This is a genomic window from Niallia sp. M35 (assembly GCF_050971705.1).
Lineage (GTDB): Bacteria > Bacillota > Bacilli > Bacillales > Cytobacillaceae > Niallia > Niallia circulans_A.
In genome coordinates, this window is sequence record NZ_JBPCEP010000015.1 from 103,053 (window position 1) to 121,159 (window position 18,107).

At 36.3% G+C, this 18,107-nt stretch carries 15 protein-coding genes and 3 pseudogenes; 6 read left to right on the plus strand and 12 right to left on the minus strand.

Annotated elements, in window-relative coordinates:
* Positions 1 to 153: 153 nt before the first annotated feature.
* The 10 genes and pseudogenes from NiCM35_RS20465 to NiCM35_RS20510 all read right to left on the minus strand — a co-directional run bounded on the left by NiCM35_RS20465 (position 154) and on the right by NiCM35_RS20510 (position 11,979).
* The gene (locus tag NiCM35_RS20465; RefSeq protein ID WP_226752565.1) at positions 154 to 930 is read right to left on the minus strand and encodes a hypothetical protein; all 777 of its coding nucleotides are present in this window, start codon (positions 928 to 930) and stop codon (positions 154 to 156) included.
* A gap of 160 nt (positions 931 to 1,090) precedes the next feature.
* Positions 1,091 to 2,923: pseudogene (locus NiCM35_RS20470) on the minus strand (reverse transcriptase/maturase family protein).
* Between the two features lie 600 nt (positions 2,924 to 3,523).
* Positions 3,524 to 4,402: a hypothetical protein gene (locus NiCM35_RS20475; protein ID WP_226793773.1), complete on the minus strand. Its 879-nt coding sequence runs from the start codon at positions 4,400 to 4,402 to the stop codon at positions 3,524 to 3,526.
* 277 nt (positions 4,403 to 4,679) lie between these two features.
* The gene (gene ltrA, locus NiCM35_RS20480; RefSeq protein WP_152116067.1) at positions 4,680 to 6,545 is read right to left on the minus strand and encodes a group II intron reverse transcriptase/maturase; all 1,866 of its coding nucleotides are present in this window, start codon (positions 6,543 to 6,545) and stop codon (positions 4,680 to 4,682) included.
* 748 nt (positions 6,546 to 7,293) lie between these two features.
* A complete protein-coding gene (locus tag NiCM35_RS20485) occupies positions 7,294 to 8,232 on the minus strand; it encodes a hypothetical protein (RefSeq protein WP_193224651.1) in 939 nt (312 codons plus the stop codon).
* Positions 8,233 to 8,568: 336 nt separating this feature from the next.
* Positions 8,569 to 8,892 carry a hypothetical protein gene (locus NiCM35_RS20490; RefSeq protein ID WP_152116068.1) on the minus strand — a complete coding sequence of 108 codons (324 nt, stop codon included), beginning with the start codon at positions 8,890 to 8,892 and terminating at the stop codon, positions 8,569 to 8,571.
* Between the two features lie 699 nt (positions 8,893 to 9,591).
* A complete protein-coding gene (locus tag NiCM35_RS20495) occupies positions 9,592 to 9,786 on the minus strand; it encodes a DUF4145 domain-containing protein (protein ID WP_193224652.1) in 195 nt (64 codons plus the stop codon).
* Positions 9,787 to 9,986: 200 nt separating this feature from the next.
* Positions 9,987 to 10,478, minus strand: a complete 492-nt coding sequence (gene tnpA, locus NiCM35_RS20500; RefSeq protein ID WP_371474081.1) for an IS200/IS605 family transposase — start codon at positions 10,476 to 10,478, stop codon at positions 9,987 to 9,989.
* 13 nt (positions 10,479 to 10,491) lie between these two features.
* Positions 10,492 to 11,736 carry a group II intron reverse transcriptase/maturase gene (gene ltrA / locus NiCM35_RS20505; RefSeq protein WP_152116071.1) on the minus strand — a complete coding sequence of 415 codons (1,245 nt, stop codon included), beginning with the start codon at positions 11,734 to 11,736 and terminating at the stop codon, positions 10,492 to 10,494.
* Positions 11,737 to 11,805: 69 nt separating this feature from the next.
* The gene (locus tag NiCM35_RS20510; protein WP_193224653.1) at positions 11,806 to 11,979 is read right to left on the minus strand and encodes a hypothetical protein; all 174 of its coding nucleotides are present in this window, start codon (positions 11,977 to 11,979) and stop codon (positions 11,806 to 11,808) included.
* An 856-nt stretch (positions 11,980 to 12,835) separates the two neighbouring features.
* Between NiCM35_RS20510 and NiCM35_RS20515 the strand changes: the two are divergent.
* From NiCM35_RS20515 to NiCM35_RS20530, 4 genes and pseudogenes are all read left to right on the plus strand, one after another.
* Positions 12,836 to 13,489, plus strand: a pseudogene (locus tag NiCM35_RS20515) (Tn3 family transposase); the annotation flags it as partial.
* A 179-nt stretch (positions 13,490 to 13,668) separates the two neighbouring features.
* The gene (locus tag NiCM35_RS20520) at positions 13,669 to 13,923 is read left to right on the plus strand and encodes a hypothetical protein (RefSeq protein WP_193224654.1); all 255 of its coding nucleotides are present in this window, start codon (positions 13,669 to 13,671) and stop codon (positions 13,921 to 13,923) included.
* A 280-nt stretch (positions 13,924 to 14,203) separates the two neighbouring features.
* Positions 14,204 to 15,184, plus strand: coding sequence for an SDR family oxidoreductase (locus NiCM35_RS20525; protein WP_048687630.1), 981 nt, complete (start codon positions 14,204 to 14,206; stop codon positions 15,182 to 15,184).
* Positions 15,185 to 15,201: 17 nt separating this feature from the next.
* Positions 15,202 to 15,366: a hypothetical protein gene (locus tag NiCM35_RS20530; protein WP_212118277.1), complete on the plus strand. Its 165-nt coding sequence runs from the start codon at positions 15,202 to 15,204 to the stop codon at positions 15,364 to 15,366.
* A 61-nt stretch (positions 15,367 to 15,427) separates the two neighbouring features.
* On the opposite strand, the gene NiCM35_RS20535 is transcribed toward NiCM35_RS20530, so the two are convergent.
* Together NiCM35_RS20535 and NiCM35_RS20540 are read right to left on the minus strand one after the other, a co-directional pair.
* The gene (locus NiCM35_RS20535; RefSeq protein WP_065180902.1) at positions 15,428 to 16,561 is read right to left on the minus strand and encodes a zinc-dependent alcohol dehydrogenase; all 1,134 of its coding nucleotides are present in this window, start codon (positions 16,559 to 16,561) and stop codon (positions 15,428 to 15,430) included.
* A 240-nt stretch (positions 16,562 to 16,801) separates the two neighbouring features.
* Positions 16,802 to 17,350, minus strand: a complete 549-nt coding sequence (locus NiCM35_RS20540; protein WP_152116073.1) for a DUF3231 family protein — start codon at positions 17,348 to 17,350, stop codon at positions 16,802 to 16,804.
* 354 nt (positions 17,351 to 17,704) lie between these two features.
* Between NiCM35_RS20540 and sinI the strand changes: the two genes are divergently transcribed.
* Positions 17,705 to 17,809, plus strand: a complete 105-nt coding sequence (sinI, locus tag NiCM35_RS20545) for a DNA-binding anti-repressor SinI (RefSeq protein ID WP_152116079.1) — start codon at positions 17,705 to 17,707, stop codon at positions 17,807 to 17,809.
* Between the two features lie 94 nt (positions 17,810 to 17,903).
* A pseudogene (locus NiCM35_RS20550) lies at positions 17,904 to 18,106 on the plus strand (hypothetical protein); the annotation flags it as partial.
* Between the last annotated feature and the right edge of the window lies 1 nt (position 18,107).

Consider the following 18,107-nt stretch of genomic DNA (forward strand, 5'->3'; position numbering starts at 1 on the left):
TCCTAACTTTCCCTAGCTCTTTTGGAATTCTGTGTAAATTCCTCCATTAAGCATTTAACCCTCATGCAACCCAACAATTCGATTACTCGAAAAGCAGTTTCGGGCGGGAACGTCCTCAATGACTAAGACGGTTTCTTATGGAAACACTATTATTTAGCAACTTCTTGTCGCACGGTCTAATCCTACTTTCACTAATTCTTGAGATACAATACAAACATCATAATTTTCTTTTTTTATCTTTTTTTCTAACCATTCACTTCGTCTATTTGTACTTGTTGAAGAAGTATCCAGGATACAGACCTTAGCACCAATCATTTCTAAAATATGCTTTAATCGTGGTCTAACATCCCTACCTTCAACGCTTGACCCGGTATCTCGAACATAAACAATAGATTTTCTTCCTTCAGATATCTCGCCCTTAATTATTTCCTGTAACTTCTTCTCTTTACTAAGAATTCTTTCTTGTTCAAATGGTTCTGGCTTCCAAATAAGTTCACCTTTCATATAAAATGCCGGATAAGTAAATGGATTATCTGGGTATGAAATTCCAGTCTGAGTTAACGGCATATATAATTTAAACCCATCTTCTAACTCCTCAATGGATCTTTCAAAAGTGTTGACCATTCTCAGATAATTTTGTTGAAGATCTTCATCTGGTTTCACTAGTATAGTTGGCACATTCACGAATTCAACTGGATCTGGCCAAACATCAACTAATCTAACAAGTACTGTATTTTGCACAAGAAATTTTGAAAAAACAAACGGTGAAATACCTGGTAGTATTTTCTCGTTTCTTTTTGTCCCACCTCTTGATTGCTTGTTTGTATATTCAGCATTGGAATCTTGATTATAAGTGGTAGTTTCAATTACCCCATATTCTTCGTTCCATTTTCTAACTTCAGAATATTTATAACCATTTTCCACCATCAAAGAAGGAAACAGCCTCCATAAGGTATAATAAATATCTTCCGCAACGAGATAAGAAGGCGGTGCCTTGCCATATTACTATGGTAGGTTTCCACCAACTCTCCCCCAGAACCGTACTTGCAAGTCTCCAAGCATACGGCTCACTATTATCCACCTAGTTTAATTACAATTGTCCTTTGTGTAATTTCATATGACAGTCGTTTCCTTGTCCTCTAGCACATAAAGCTAATTGTCTTCGGTTACGAGCAATCATAATCATTTCCCACTTTTGAAGATTTTTCTTCTTTTTGAGGTCTTTTAATTTCCGGACATGATGCATCTCTAAATCGACATCTATCGCTCCGCAGTATTCACATACGCGAGCTTTCATTCTGTCAATTAGGCTTGTGATACCACTGTACATCCAACCATTAGGTAGATTATCCACTTTGAAATCTTTATTTACTTTTTCTGCTCTTGTAAACTAGCTGATTAAAGTTTTAGACTTCATTCCTTTTTTCGTTTCATATTGAACAGTAAATACTCCATTAACACTGAATTTATCTATGACTTTTCTAACCGAAATTTTATATTTACTAGCAAACGTTTTATACATACTGTATTCCATGATGTATGCCATTTTATTAAGCACACTCACGTTATTTGCTATTTTGTAATATTCGTAGAATCCTCGTAATTCAGCATCATAGATGCTAATAATTTCAAGGTCGTCATTATTGATAAGTTCAGGTCTATGAATCATTTTCCAATCGTTATCGTTTATTCTTAGAATGTTCCTATCAAGAAGTTTATTTACCCATTTTTCCTTCGGGACATAAAGTTTAACCTTACCGTTATTTTGCCTTTGGAGTTTGCCATCTTTATTTCTTGTTGGTTGTGTACTGTAACTTGTTACAATATCAAAACCTAGAAATCTAGCTTTCTCCTTATGAGCATGAGTGATAAGGGTCTTCTCTACAGATAGTTCAAGTTTTAGCTTATTAGCTAAGAATGCTTTAATATCCTGTTTGATTTTTAATGCATCTCCCTTGCTACCAATTACACCGACAAGAAAATCATCAGCATAACGAACATAATTGATTCTTCGGAAGTCAGGATCAAACGGGTCAGTCACATTCATCTCATTACGTTTCTTAATGAGTGCCTTGTAAACTCTGGTGTGTTCCTTTTTCTCGGAAGTGGACATTAAAGCCCATTCTTCATCTGATTTCTTCATTTTCGTTAGTTGCCATTCTAACGCTCTGTATTCATGTGTCCGTTTTCGCTTCTTACCTTTATTGAATTCTTCAGCATATTGTTCCATATACTTATCCAATTCATGTAGATAGATATTTGCTAATAATGGACTGATAACGCCACCTTGAGGTGTGCCGCTGAAAGTCTTGTGGTAAACCCAATCCTCTAGGTATCCTGCTTTGAGGAATTTCCAGATAAGTCGGATGAACTTTTCATCTTTTATCCTTTTCCTAAGAAGATTGATTAAAGTGTGATGGTCAATGTTGTCAAAGAATCCTTTGATGTCTCCTTCAACAAACCACTTAACTCCAGTGAATGTTTTTTGTATTTTGTCTACAGCAGTTTGGCAACTAAGTTTAGGTCTAAAACCATGTGAAGAATCACGGAAGATAGGCTCGTATAACCCTTCTAAGATTCTACGTGCTACTTCTTGAACTAACTTATCATCCATTGAAGGAATTCCTAGAGGTCTTTGACCTGTTGGCTTCTTTGGGATGTATTCTCTTCTTGAAGGTCTTGGTTGATAACTTTCGTCTTTTAACTGTTCAATAATTTTACGGATTCGGTCGATGCTCATACCATCAATGGTTTTTCCGTCCGTTCCCTCTGTCATATTACCTTCCTTTTTGGCTAACTTTGCATAAGCTTCTAGGAAGAACTCTTCATTATATAGATTTCGATATATACGCTCGAAAACGTAATTCTCATCTCTCTTGGACATTTCAACTAGGTTGTCCATAACTACTTTTGGGATTCTCAAAGTGTCTCCACACCTTCCTGATTTTGTTCTGGACTAGATAACTTGGTCCCTTCGCCATGTACTAGGCTTTCCCTAGCTCTGACTACTACGGACTCTCTGTTGCCATATTGGATATTCAGACACCTAAAGTGCCATAGCCTTTACAGGCATTCCAACTTAGGCAATCCCCATTTAGTACATTTAGTAACATAGGCTTGAACCAGTGTCGGATGCGACTTTCGCCATTTACCATTTACTATGGTTGGAAGACCACTGAGGCATAACTTTATAAACGGAAAAGCTATTTATAAAGCAGTAATTATCTAACGGCAAGGCTATTAGATAATATTTGGTCAATAGACGTTAATAGAAGTCTTCCGTCTATGTCTTCGCTAGGACTCCTTTGGCTATCGTTCACGCAGTTTAGCATTCATCCTCGTCTGTTTCGGTTTCATCTTGCCATTCAGTTGCACCATGACAACTTGGTGACTTATGGCTTTTCACCTAATATGCTGTGTTCCCCGTTATTGGTTTCCCTCACGAGTAAATTAGTAGATGATAGGAGACAATCGATGCCTCTACACTCCTACGACTTGCCTAAAGTCGAATTACTAAATGCCCTTATGGGCGCACTTTTCCACCAAATAATGTTCCCGTTCCTCCAACCACTTTCTTAGCTGCAGCTGCAATACTTCCAAGTGCATTTCCTTGAGCACTTGTCGATGCTTTCAGTTCATGAATCTCATCCACAATTGCAATATCAAAAAAATTTTTCATTTTTCTTCGAATGTATTCAATACTAGCAACTCTTCGTGGTTGACCCTGCTTTTTTGGTACCTCTTTTTGGTTACTTTGAATATGCTCTAATAAGTTCTTATTTCCCTCTTTAATGGCATGAATCAATTTCTTTTCATATACATACCATTCTTTTATTGATGAATAACGAGTTGCTACCTTCTTGGTCCATAAGCTTTCTCCACATTCTGAACAAAAGGCATTTGCGGGCTTTTGTGTATTTTGGAGCCTTCTTCCAGTTCCGAATTCGTCTTTATCCATGGTTCTTGTAGAACGCACTTCTATTTCTTTAGAAGGTTCATCCGTATCAGGAATCATTTTTATATCTTCAATTACCTGGTGAGCCTTTCCACAAGAAGGACAATAATAACCATATCGATAAGGTAATCTATCTTCACTTTGCTGTTTACTAGTTTTTTTCTGACTAAATTGAACAGCCGGAACGATAGATGAATCTCCTCTCATGGTCGTAAAAGATATAACGAAAAAAACTGGTTTTTTTGGTTTCTTTCTTCCACTCATTAACCAATCACGATGATAAGTAATTAATTGACTCGTTCTTTCAATTACTCTCACTTCAGCATGAGGAATTATTTCTTTAATCTCTTCTGGCCACTTTTTAGTTAAAGAAGGTGGGCACATTAAAACACTATGATATCCTTCTTTATTTTTCATATCCGATAGTACATCAGCCACAGCAGTCATAATGGTACTTTATGTGTGGCATCCCAATCCGTAAGGATTGAGGTAGCCACTACCCATTTCGGGTGCGATAGGTAAGAATTTGAAGTAATCTCCATCTTTTCCCCCGCCTCACACCGTACGTGCGATTTTCACCGCATACGGCGTTCCATCGGGAAGCCATATTTTAAACTGTTGTCTCAGTTCTCCATAAAGCCTGTTATAGCATTGCGACTATAACTGACATCACACTAATTTGTTCAAATACGAATAAGAGTTAATTAATCCTCGAAAGCCGTACTTATTTAGCCTCTTTAAGCAACTTTCTAAGTTGCTCTATTTTCTTTCCACCTTTGGTATGGGTAACAGGATTTTCATTGTGAACCAGCTTGTGGCATGTTTTGCATAAGGAAACTAGATTTATCACCTTATTGACTTTATTGAGCGGTAGTTTAGGGTTTTTGTGATGTGTATTAAGATTCCATTCATATAGTGAAACCTTACAGCAGTTACATTTCCCCCTATCTCTGTTAAATGCGTACTCTCTATTTAGATAGAATTCGAAATTATATATCGGATAACGGTTATTGAGTTGATAGAAAGGAATATCCTCTTGGAAGAAATTCGGTCTTTCTAGTGCCTCACGTTTGCCAGTTGTCCGTTTATAAATATTTCTACCTTCTTCTGTGTAGGGAGACATTAAGAGATTCACTTTCATTGCATTACGTTTAGGAGTAAATGCAAATTTGGTTATTCTTACTTTGGCTCCATGCTCTTCAACGAAGAACACCTTGCTTTTTTGCTCTTTATGTCTATCTCTTCTATTTATAAGGGTGTCCGCTGGAGTAGTTAGTTGATGATATCGTCCTCGACGATTGTTCATAAACAACCATGTTCTCCATTGGGCATAATGAATACGTTTATCAAACCCTTGAAATATAGTAGATACGTTGGCGATTTTATAATAATTTGCTATACCGACAATCTTTGAGTTGATACTCTCGATTATGGCAACCTGTTTGGATTTAGTACCGCGATGGTCATAAAGGGTTTTAATATCTTTATTAATTTCCTTTATTTTCAATTTGGCTTTATCCATATTAGGAATAGCTTTTCCTTGTATGCTGCCTTTTCTAAGCCGATGTTCTTCTGCAAAAATCCAGAATCCTAAGAAATTGACCCTATTAGTTCTCACATCAGTAATTAAGGTCTTTTCCTTGGATAGCTCCAGTTTCAATTGGTGGTTAAAATATTTCTCCACTTTTTTGAGAATCCTTTTGGCATTTTCCTCACTTTTACAGAGTATAACCCAGTCGTCTGCGTATCTGATTAGAAATGTATCTTCGTGTCTTTGACGAACACGTTGTAACCCATTTCGAGAAACGTCTTTGACCTTATACCTAGCTGGATGCTCTTGGAACATTCTAGCAATCTCCCAATCAAAGTAATTAAGATAAATGTTAGCCAGAAGAGGTGAGATGATACCGCCTTGTGGTGAACCACTAACGCTGTCTCTGAAGTTACCTTCTTCCATAATTCCTGCTTTTATCATCTTCTTAATCATCATAAGCACTCTTTTGTCTCGGATTCCTAATGTCCACATTATTTCAATCAACTTATTATGATTGATATTATCGAAATATCCTTTAATATCGCCCTCTATTACCCAATAGGTTTTGCTTCTCCTAATACGTTCTAGTGTTTCAGCAATGGCTTGTTCAGCTGAACGCATTGGTCTGAAACCAAAGCTGTAATGGTAAAACTTAGCTTCTGCTATGGGTTCAATGACAATTTTGGCTATTTCTTGTATGATGCGGTCTATCATGTTAGGAATACCCAAGGGACGTTGCTTACCATCTGATTTGGGAATGTACTTTCTTCTTACTGGACTAGGTTGATAATTATTGATATTCCTACGAATTAGGGACATCAACTTATCTCTGTCCATTTGAAGATAGTAATCAATAGTCTTACCATCAATACCAGCAGTTTTGCTTCCTTTATTACCCTTGATATTATGAATGGCGGTCAGTATAGTCTGCTCGTTCTTCATAAGTTCAATAAGGTTATAGAAAGGTTTATTGCTTTCTTTGGCTAATCGGTACATACTATCAAGTGCTAGTTTTAGCTCTTTTTCGTTTTGTGGAAATTGTTTATTATCCTTCATTTCTATGTGGATCGCCCCCTTGATTAGAGAAAATGGACTATCCGAAATGAATTAACTCTTTTACTCTCACATGGTTCGTTTGAACATTTTCCTCAATTAGTGCAATACTTCTCGACTAACACCCTTCCCTAGAATAGTTTCTACCCTCTCTTACATTTCGTTGCAGAAGCAACTTATAGCAAGATACAAACGGCTATTCATTATTGGTACTATGGTGTCGCTGACTTCCAATAAGTTTCATAAGTTCCAATACCTCCACTTATTGGCTCTCGCACGTTCCCTTTAAACCAGCCCTTCTTTTACATTCCTTAGATGCCCTCTATACTCCGGCGCTACTTGTTCATGAGTAGACTATTCCTAACTCTCATGAATCTTATATAGGCACTGGAAAGACCTATATAAGCAATTTCTCTACTGGCAAAAGAGAAATACCTTCACGCAAATCCCAACCATATATCTCGTTATTAGGTTGGGGAATGAGTAACGGAGCGTACATACGAGGGTTCGATTTCGCTCATCATAGAATGTTTTTAAAGCCTACCGCCCTATATCCACGTTCAACGAGTTCGCTTCAAGGACGACTTCACCTAGCTTCAGACCTCTATCACATTGGAATGATAGACGCATGTAGGAGTCTCATAGACATGACTTGACTTGGAATATTAGCCATGACAGGGAAATTTCACCCTGTAAATCGTTTAAAGAGTTGTAACCAATCTTATAAAGATTCGGCCCCCGCTTTTCGTGTTTAAGCTACACTTATAGCGGAACGTGCCGCACTACCTGTCGACATTTCGCCTTGGATGATTACAGCCTTACTCTTAGCAAGTTTTTTCGCTACAGCAGTACTTACATGAGCTTGAACTGGAAACAATTCACGTTTATAAGTACTAATTTTAGGACTAATATGATCCACTAAAGGATTATGAATTGGTGATACCTCTCTGCTAACTTTATTAATCATTCCCTCAACATTTTGTTGCATATACTCTGTCAAATCTGATACCATTTCTACTTCAGTTCCAGTACCCTCTTTGCGGAATCTTAACTTTTTCTCTTTAATCATTTTAGAGATTAAATTATCAACCTCTTCTTCTGTAGCTTGTAACTTAAATAAGGAAAATCCTTTTGGAAATAATTTAGAATCAAAGTAAATATCTACAGATTGTAAAATTCCTATATTTAAAAATTCATGAAAAATAATATCTTTCCATTCGGGTAAGATATGTAGTCCAAATTTGCCTCCGCCTAAAACTGTACGTAAGTCTTCTGCTGGATCCCCAGTAAAAGATAAAATATAATCATCATTTCCCATTAATTCATCATGAACAACAACAATTGCTTTTCTATTATTAATAATAGTCATTGGAAATTTTTCGTATTTCCCTTTTTCTGTATAGAGTTCCAATTCTTTTGTATAAGTATAATCTGTTAAGCCTTTCTCTCCGTTTCCGAAAGACAAACCACTTGATCCTATATCAATAGCAGCCTTCATAGCTTGTACAGTAGAATCATTACCAGCAATAATAGTTAAAAGCAGTTTTGCTCTTTGCCAATTTTGCTTTGGTTTTTCATAGGCTAATCCATAGCAAAAAGCAGTCTGCCATGCATCATCAAGATATACTTCAATCATTTTTGGTGTTTCTATTAACTCTTCTGTTATACTTATCGTTTTAGTTTCCTTCATGCTTTCTACCTAATAAGAATAGAAAGCATCGATGCCTCTATCTAATTAGGTAGGGCACCTCCCTTTTATTATTTCATTTTTTTATCAATATACATATTAGATATATAAGACATTGCTGTATCAAAAGATGGACAAAGCTCATTAGATATAGACACTACTTCGGATCTTTTTGAATTATGAATCAAAAACCAATATTGGTTATATTGATAACCGCAATATTCTATATATCTATCTTTGTATTTGAAATACGAGAACTGAACAGTTTCTATGTTCATATTTTCACCTTTGTGTGTGGTTATAATCTCATTTCCCATTACATTGTGCTTCCTGATTGGTTTAATCTTTAACAAGCGGCACAAGGGATACGCTTCCTTCTAATCCTGCTACTATATCTAGTAGATTCTGTCGATTTTCGATATTGATATCTTTTATTTCTTTAACCTTGTTAGCTGCTACGTCATATTCTCCAATCATTAATTCTATTTCCATCCACCACCAAATTTTATGGTAAGTTTCATTCCCATGATGAATCTGCTTTAAAATGCAATATCCATCCTGTTCTACTTTCTTTTCGATTTGTTTTACTAGTTCCTTGGTGGTCCTAGAATTCTTGGTACCCTCTTTTAATTTTCTCTTTTTAGATTGCTTTTTCGTCGTCATACCTCTCTCAATCCTTTCTGTTATGAATTCATCTATACAAGTGCTTCATTAAAATAACGCAAAAAAGCCTTTGTGATTTAATGTAGATAAATAGCTTATAAGCTATTTATTTTCATCAACCACAAAGGCTGTTAACGTTATATTAAGACTGCTAATCCCTTAAGGGATTGCAAATAAAAAATAAAAGTACGAAACATTTGTATAGTGGTATTATATCCCTACTTTTCTTTTAAGACAAGTAGATAACAAAATTGGTTTTCCCTTATATAATATATCTTTTTAAAAGATTTGTTTTTATTAACTTAGTATTTATTTGCTTGCAAAAATTACAACCACCCCTTGTAAATTTCTCAACCTATAAATACCTTGAAAATTTCACAATAGGGGTTGAAAATTTTACAAAGCGAAAATTGTTAGATAATTACGCCTTGTAATTTTTACAACCCATATTATATTTCCGCTTTGTAAATTTTACATGGGGTGTTGTGAAATTTATAAAACGCTTTGAAAAAACTACAACCCCCATTACAATTTTGATAATGCGGAAATTTTAGTGGATAACTTTAACATTATTTATAGTTTTGAATTAAGAAATATTTACATCGCTTCGGCTTGGTGATAATGGTAATATTCGGTAGCACATATATGTTATAGAGTACAAACTCAACAACATGAAGAGCTTGTTTTAATATTCTTACTTCATGTGTTTTTAGTATGATTCCCCATGTCTCTAATCTGGGGCAGAACCTGTTTTTGAGCCTCATCAATAATATTTTTTTCCTTAAGAGTATTTATTTTTTCAAAAAGGTTTAAATTCTTCATCTTTGGTTCTCCACTTTTCATTACTTGAGTTTGAGTAATCCCTTTTTCCTTGCATATTGCCTCTACAAGCATACGAATCCCCATTCCACATACATTTTAGATAGTGTAGCTTTAGAATAAAGTTTGATCAAAAACACCTTACAAAACCATATTTATGGACAAAGTAAGTATCCGCCGGTAGAACCGGCGGTTTTAATTTCGCCCTATAAGGGCACTTTACCAACGAAGCCCCTAAAGGGACCTCTAAATTGACCGCCAACCGTTTACTCTCCCTACTTATCTTTAAATGGATCGACGTATTCTCGTTTGCTCATATTATCTCGCAAACGGTCCTCTGCTTCTTGCTCTCGTATATACTTTGCAATTGTTTTTTCGTTTAATCCAACCGTACTTACGTAATATCCTTTCGCCCAAAACGTTCGATTTCCATGATTATATTTTAAATTTGCATGTCTATCATGGATCATCAATGAACTTTTACCTTTTAAATATCCCATGAAATACGAAACAGACATTTTCGGTGGTATTTTTACCAGCATGTGTATATGATCTGGCATGGCATGTGCTTCCATTATTTCTACATCTTTCATTTCACATAGTTTTCTCAATATAGCACCTATATCTTTTCTTAATTTCCCATATACTACTTTCCTTCTGTATTTGGGAATAAATACGATATGATACTTACAATTCCATCTTGGTCGAGTAGATAAGGGGAGTTTCACCCCAAATCTCTCACAGAACCGTACGTGATAGTCTCCCATCATACGGCTCTTGTCATCTCACTGGCATATAGCCCACTTTCCAATGGTAGAATCTTTCCGGATTTGACATTGCTATACGATACAAAAGATGTTGTGATTTTATATAGCTTCGTCTAACCTTTTTCCTTGTTCTTACTAACCATCTTGTCAATGTTAGATTCACATAATTTATACCTTGTCTAAATGCTTCACTTGGAGTGTATTTCATAAAGTAATTCATCCATCCACGAATGATGGGATTTAGTTTTTGTGACAGCAGCACTATATCAGTTGTATTCATTTCCTTTATTACATTTCGGATTTTCTCTCTAAAGTTTTTCCCAGCTTCTTTACTGACCGCAGGTGTAAACCCCATAAAGTATATCCCCTTTTGGCTCTTAACCATTCTCTGCCTAAAGCAATATCCCAAAAAGATAAATGAATGATTATCTGATTCCAACTGCCTATTATCTCTTTGACAGAAAACGATTTTGCTTTTCTCAGGATGTATTTCCAAACCAGCATAACCCATCTGTTCTATCAATCTGTCAAGTACATACTCCGCTTGTTTTCTGCTAACACAATGTATCAGTCCATCATCTGCATATCTCTCCCATGGACAATTTGGAAAATTTCTTACCATCCAATCATCAAACATATAATGCATAAATAGGTTCGCAAGAACTGGACTGATTACTCCGCCTTGAGGGGTTCCCGATTTTCTTTCAAAAATCTCTCCGTTTGGCATTTGAATGGATGTATTTAGGCATCTTTTAATATATAAAATAATCCAATTATCTTTCACATGATACGCTATCAATCTCATCAATCGTTCATGTTCTATATTGTCAAAGAGTCCTACGATGTCAAACTCTACAACCCATTTCATACGAAAACATCGTTTTCTCGCTTGTCCCACTGCGTCCAATGCAGATTTTCTTGGACGATAACCATAGGAATCTTCATAGAATATTGGTTCCACTAATGGCTCTATCCGATTTCTCAGAACCATCTGTGCCACACGATCTTCGATCGTTGGTATTCCTAACAGTCTCATTTTCCCATTCTTCTTTGGTATTTCCACTCCACGCACCGGCTTAGGAAAATAGCTTCCCGATGACATTCTATTCCAGAGCTTATAAAGGTTGTTTTTCCAATCTTTATCAAACTCATCTATTTCTATGCCATCTACCCCACCTGCGCCTTTGTTTGCCTTGACTGCCTTATAGGCATTCAGTATTTCATTCTGTGAAATCCGAAATGATTTCCCCTCTTTCATAAAATCCTCCCATTTTTTGGTTGTAATATTCAAGAAGTTTAATGACAGAACCCCTTCGCTCCACTGACATTACATCAGCTTCCCCACTACTACGAATTCTTCCGCACCTGTACTGCTCATCCCTACTTTCATACTCGCATATTTGTAAGCTTGTATTTTTCCGTTTAACATAGCAATACAAGATTCTCCTGTTCCTCCCAAGAGCCTATGCCACACTCCTGTAACCTCAACACCGACAGCCATCTATCCAGTAAACAGGTTTCCGATAGATTTATCCCAGCGTCCACACAATACTCTGGTTTTGACTATACTTGTAAGTCTTAACGATGCTTCATCAGTTCTTCACTCTCGTTCAGCTTTGTGGCACCCAACTGACAGTTTCTTTACTGCCTTTTCCTCATACGCTCAATACCATAGCTTTTGACTACAGCACCTATGGGTGTTTTGCAATCTACACCTGTATGTCGATTGCGGAAGACCTACTTCCATCTCTTAGAAAGCATTGCTTTTGGGTTACTATAATTCTTTCAGCATCCTCTAGCATTCAGGACACACTATGTGATAAACTATTGTCGCTCGACATGAGCAGAACTCCTCTCGTTATTTGAAGTTGGTTTGACGGCCATCTTCTATTATAACGATTGGAGTTTTTTTCTAATACGACTCTACAAGTTTTATTTTCACACAGGCAGAGCCTGTGGTTTAAAAAGAGTAAAATAAAAACAATCCATTTTAAAAAAAGATTGATTAAAATGGATTGTTCCCCTGTGAATTAGTATACATTTTTTATAAGAAAGTTTGATCATTTTCTGCCTATGATCTTCAACAATCGACCCGTTTGTTGAAGTCATGTCTTAAATCTTATTTGAAAAATAAGCTGTCAATCGAAGCTATTTACTTGTTAGTTAAATACGCATTTTCCATTTTAGGTAATATTGTTTTTCATTCAATTAAGTCATCTATTACAATATCAGCCTGTGATAAGACAGGGAAAAGTAAGAAATAAAATAACAGAAAAATCATAATACAGATATAGAAAAAAAGGGTTGCCCAAAAGGTCGGTTTTAGCGTCCTCTTGGGCAACCCTTTTTATTTCTTGCAAGGTCAGAGTACAACCGTTTTTGGACTGTCTGCTTTATTAGGTATTCAACTGATGCCTAGAATTCGTAATTGGAAGAAGTTAAAATTGTTCCGTCCAAGTAAAGACGAGGTTTACGATCATATTGATGACCTTTTTACAGATGAGATTGAAACACACTATCCAGACATGTTAAGGGTGGCCATGTCCATTCAAGCCGGGAAGATCACCCCTTCTACCATTCTAAATAAATTAGGGACATACACAAAAAAGAATAAATTATTTCAAGCCTTCCGGGAACTAGGGCGAGTGATCAGGACCATGTTCTTGTTAAAATATATGGCTGCTGACGAGGTACTTAGAGCTACCATTCAGTCAGCTACCAACAAAAGTGAAGCATTTAATGGGTTTACAAAGTGGCTGTTCTTCGGTGGTGAAGGTATCATCGCTGAAAATGACCGGGAAAAGCAACGAAAAATGATTAAATATAATCACCTTGTTGCTAACTGTCTCATTTTTTACAACGTCTTCACTTTATCTCGTATCCTCCAAGACTACATGCAAGATGGAAATGGATATGATGAAGAATTGATTCCTTATTTGAGCCCTTATGTGACGGCACATGTTAACCGATTTGGGAAATATCGTATTGATCTCAATCGTAAACCTCCGTAACTTCCATTCGATGTGCCTGTAGCAAGAGAAATAAGTATATCCTTAATATAATGAAGAGGAGTAAATCGAATGTAGATGTTGAAAAGATTCAATGGATGATGAACCGATGGGATTAAAGATGGTGGGACTAGGACTCATGGGAAATTTACACCAATCTTCGTGATGATATGTATGCCACGATGGATTTTTTAGAAACCTGTACATCGCAAGAGTTAGAAATCATAGAATGGGAGTTTAATGACTTAATGGATGATTTTAGTGATAAAAACGGAGAAGGAGAATTCACCGATTTTCTTGAAGAGCTTGGAGAAAGAGAGTCAGAAAGTTTGCTAGAATCAGTTAGAGAGTTCAAAAACAATAAAAAAAAGAATTTGTGGAACAACAAAACGTATTTGTTGTTATTCAGCAAGGGCCAAATCGTATTATGTGGTTAGCCGGTTTTTTCTAGTTGACCTATTTTTTTAGGTACTATTCTTGAGGTAGCCGGGATTAAAAAACTGTTAAGTAACAATAAGTTGATCCGTTAGAGGGGTAGAATGTTGAGTAAAGCTCCTAGTCCTAAAGGTCAGTTCAATAAAGAAAAAAGGTGTCTCTTTTGAGGAAGAATACGCTTCTGTGTTGAAAGTAACAACTTTTTTCACACTTTTTTTACTATATTTGTAGTGAACAACATAAACATTCTATAGAAGAAAATTATTTCTATAGGAGGTTTCCATGGATCAAAAGGATCAAAGTCGTCAATTAGACCAAATAAAGCAAATGCAACAAATGTTTAAAGCGAACATGAAAACTCAACCTTATCCCATGTACCCTAACTATGGGAAAATTACACGTTACGAAGAAATTCCGATAAGTTTACCTGAACAGCGCCAGCTGCGCCATCCCGGAGTGGAAAAATTCATGGTACCCCTTCCAATTATCGAAAACCCGAACTATAAAGGGAGTGGAAAGTTAACAGGAAAAGTAGCACTTATTACAGGGGGTGACAGTGGTATTGGTGCAGCAGTAGCAATTGCGTTTGCTAAAGAAGGAGCAGATGTTGCTATTTCATATTTAGATGAACACGAGGATGCAAATAGAACAAAAACGAGGATTGAACAACTCGGACAACGTTGTTTTCTAATGCCTGGGGACTTGCGAGACAAACAACAGTGTATCTCCATTGTAGAACAAACAGTAAATACGTTTGGACGTCTTGATATTCTTTGTAACCACGTTGGTATCCAATTCCAACAACTAAGTCTGCTTGACATTACAGATGAGCAATTCGATGACACTTTCAAAGTTAATATATACTCTCATTTTTACACAACAAGAGCAGCGCTTCCTCATTTAAAACCAGGCAGCTCAATCATTGGCACTTCTTCAGTGGTGACGTATGTAGGTGAGCAGCAAATGATTGATTATACGGCCACAAAAGGCGCAATAGTTGGTTGGACACGTGCCTTGGCTAAAAATGTCGTGAAACAAGGGATCCGAGTCAATGCCGTCGCCCCCGGCCGAATTTGGACCCCACTTATTTCAGCAAGTTTCTCGTCAGACCAAGTCGCTGTATATGGAGCATTTAATCCAATGGAACGAGTTGCCCATCCATTTGAACTCGCACCAACCTTTGTCTATCTTGCTTCTGATGATTCTCGTTTTGTTACTGGTCAAGTTCTTCATGTTGATGGGGGAGAATCCACACATTCCTAATGGAAGGGGTTACCATTTTGAGATATGAATTTAATCCAGAAGTAAAGCTATTGCTAGTAAACCATTCAAATGAAAAAGTAAAGATGGTCTATATGGAGGATTCCTGGCCCATGCCAAAAATAGGAATGAGACCACCATATTATTGCTACCCAAGTTACGAGCTGAATTATCCAATAATCTAAATAATAACAGACAAAAAGACTTCTATACAATTTATGAAGTCTTTTTGGAAAGAGAAGAGTATTACGGTTTTAAAACGACTTTTATACATTCATCCTCACGATTATTAAAAATTCGATAACCATGACTTGCTTCTTCAAGGGACATTTTGTGTGTGATAATATCTCTTGGGTCAAATTCGTTATTTGTTATTTTTTTAAACAATTCTGGCATAAAATGAATGACTGGAGCCTGTCCCATTCTAAGATTAATATTTCTAATCCAAAATGCACCTAATGGAAATAGATTATAGTTACCTCCGTAAACACCAGTCATTTGCACTGTCCCATACTTTCGGACAGCTTTAGTAGAAATTTGAATAGGTCCAAGGGTTCCGCCCTGCAGTTTGAATTTTTGTTCCAGAAACTCTAGGGGTGATTTCTTTCCATCCATACCTACACAATCGATGACGACATCTGCCCCACCATGTGTGATTTCTTTTAAATGTTCCCCCATATCAGGGTATTTTGTGAACTCAAATACCTCAACATTGTTCATCTTTTTTGCATGATTGATTCGGTAATCCAAGTAATCAACTGCTATTACACGCTTTGCACCTTCCATCCAGGCAAATTTTTGTACCATCAACCCAACAGGTCCGCATCCAAGAACAATAACTGTATCGCCTGATTTTACACCTGCATTTTTTACACTCCAATAAGCTGTTGGCAGAACATCCGATAAAAAGAGCAGTGACTCATCCTCCAATTCGCATGACTCCGGGATAACAAAGGGAGTGAAGTTTCCAAAAGGGACTTTTAAATATTCAGCTTGACCACCTGGATGGTTACCGAACTTCTCAGTATAACCAAAGTATCCGCCAGAATCATAATGAGGGTTTGAGTTATCGCATTGGCTTTCCATTTCATGTTGGCAATAAAAGCAATGTCCACATGAAACATTAAAGGGAACGACAACACGGTCTCCCTTTTTTACTTTTGTAACTTCAGGTCCAACTTCTTCCACAATACCCATTGGTTCGTGGCCAATAATATATCCAGGGGGTAATGGCATGTTACCTTGATATAAATGCAAATCAGATCCGCAAATAGCAGTAGAAGTAATCTTAACTATAATATCGTCTTTTTTTTCTAATTTTGCATCCTCTACTTGATTAACCTGTACATGATTTGGTCCTTGATAAGTTACAGCCTTCATAAATGCATGGCCCTCCTATTTCTAATACTGTTAACACTCTTAACTATGGTTAACAAAGAAAGTAAATAATATACTTAGTCTCTCTTAGCGTAATTGTTTTATGTAAGAAACCGATCCGTCTATTTTCTTATCAATAGGGTACAGTTCAGCCTTTATTTTATCATTGGTCAAAAAGAAGTAACTAAAAAATCAATTCGAGTTGAACTAGATTAAAAAAGAGCCAAAATTGGCTCTTTTTGTTTATTGTTTCGGCATTCCTGGGGGATAGTAATATGGAGGAACTCTAATCCAACCTCTTTTTTGCATTAATGTTTTTAGAGTTGTTCCAAAGGTAACCATTTCCAAATGAAATTTTACCCACATTAGTCCAAGATCATTCCGAATCGATTGTGCTTGACCAGTAGCACACTGCATAATTGCAGTAGCAACCTTAATTCCAACACCATTTGTAATTTCATCATCAGTTGATTTTGCACCTAACGGAATATCATTTGGGTCTGATGCTGGCTTAGATGCTGGCAGTTCAGGTAGTGGGATTCCTTCCTTTTTCATAAATTCCTCTAATTGAGTCACTTGTTTCTCACACAGTTTAATTGCATCTGTCAACATTTCACGCACTTCATCATCAACTGTTGTATTCAACCCAACTTCTTCAAAACGAATAAACTCTTTTATAGAAGTATAGTAAGTCCAACAACTTGTTACTTCTCCTGTATGAAGTGGTGAATTTGATTCATCAACAACTAACGTTTTTAACGTATTAGTTACTGCTTCAAAAATATTTGGCATCTTTTTCACCTCCTGCCATCCCATTTAATATTAAACAAAAGAATAATTTAAATTCATTATAGGATACATACAACATTTCAGATTACCTTTACTACCCACCCATATGGCTAGTAAATATATCCTCGTTTTCTTGACTGTACCCCTAGTAAAAAAACGACTTAATGTCCTGCTTTCGCGCTTGAGATTTCCACAAAAAAATAAATAGATTTTCCTAAAAAACGACATAAACTTTAAATAGAATCCAGTATCGTATTCGTAAAAAGGATATGTGGATATACAATAAAAGGAAATTGCATAGGTCAATTTTCGGGGTGGTTGATAGGTTGGATAATGATACTTTAGACACAGAATGGGATTGAGCTAATTTTGCTTGCACGTCAGATGGGGCTTACACTAGATGAAATTCGTGCATTTCTACAAAAAGATATGAATTTAATACATAACGAAGTAAGTTCTTAAGTTCTTTTTTAAAGGAATTTTTTATTGAAATAAAATTAAAGTTTTCTTTTCCTTCAATCACCAGTTCCAAACGTATTTACTATCTGTATAGGTAAACTTTAATGAAGTTATCTTATTGAGTTTTAATGGAAGGCTTGAAGAAGCAATCGAGCAAACCAATTATGGATGGTTGATGTTTTATCCCTGTCTGTATTTCTTTGCATGTGGGATGCCTACAAAGACGCAGGAGGTGGACAACCTCCCTATTCTTTTCTCCCCTTTGTCTTTGCAGCCTATTGGGTGACGGTCGGATTAATAT

Excerpts from the sequence above, each read along its gene's own strand:
- NiCM35_RS20475 (WP_226793773.1), bottom strand. The coding sequence starts at position 4,402 with ATGACTGCTGTGGCTGATGTACTATCGGATATGAAAAATAAAGAAGGA.
- ltrA (WP_152116067.1), bottom strand. The coding sequence starts at position 6,545 with ATGAAGGATAATAAACAATTTCCACAAAACGAAAAAGAGCTAAAACTA.
- NiCM35_RS20485 (WP_193224651.1), bottom strand. The coding sequence starts at position 8,232 with ATGAAGGAAACTAAAACGATAAGTATAACAGAAGAGTTAATAGAAACA.
- NiCM35_RS20490 (WP_152116068.1), bottom strand. The coding sequence starts at position 8,892 with ATGACGACGAAAAAGCAATCTAAAAAGAGAAAATTAAAAGAGGGTACC.
- NiCM35_RS20495 (WP_193224652.1), bottom strand. The coding sequence starts at position 9,786 with ATGCTTGTAGAGGCAATATGCAAGGAAAAAGGGATTACTCAAACTCAA.
- tnpA (WP_371474081.1), bottom strand. The coding sequence starts at position 10,478 with ATGGGAGACTATCACGTACGGTTCTGTGAGAGATTTGGGGTGAAACTC.
- ltrA (WP_152116071.1), bottom strand. The coding sequence starts at position 11,736 with ATGAAAGAGGGGAAATCATTTCGGATTTCACAGAATGAAATACTGAAT.
- NiCM35_RS20510 (WP_193224653.1), bottom strand. The coding sequence starts at position 11,979 with ATGGCTGTCGGTGTTGAGGTTACAGGAGTGTGGCATAGGCTCTTGGGA.
- NiCM35_RS20520 (WP_193224654.1), top strand. The coding sequence starts at position 13,669 with ATGGATTTTTTAGAAACCTGTACATCGCAAGAGTTAGAAATCATAGAA.
- NiCM35_RS20525 (WP_048687630.1), top strand. The coding sequence starts at position 14,204 with ATGGATCAAAAGGATCAAAGTCGTCAATTAGACCAAATAAAGCAAATG.
- NiCM35_RS20535 (WP_065180902.1), bottom strand. The coding sequence starts at position 16,561 with ATGAAGGCTGTAACTTATCAAGGACCAAATCATGTACAGGTTAATCAA.
- NiCM35_RS20540 (WP_152116073.1), bottom strand. The coding sequence starts at position 17,350 with ATGCCAAATATTTTTGAAGCAGTAACTAATACGTTAAAAACGTTAGTT.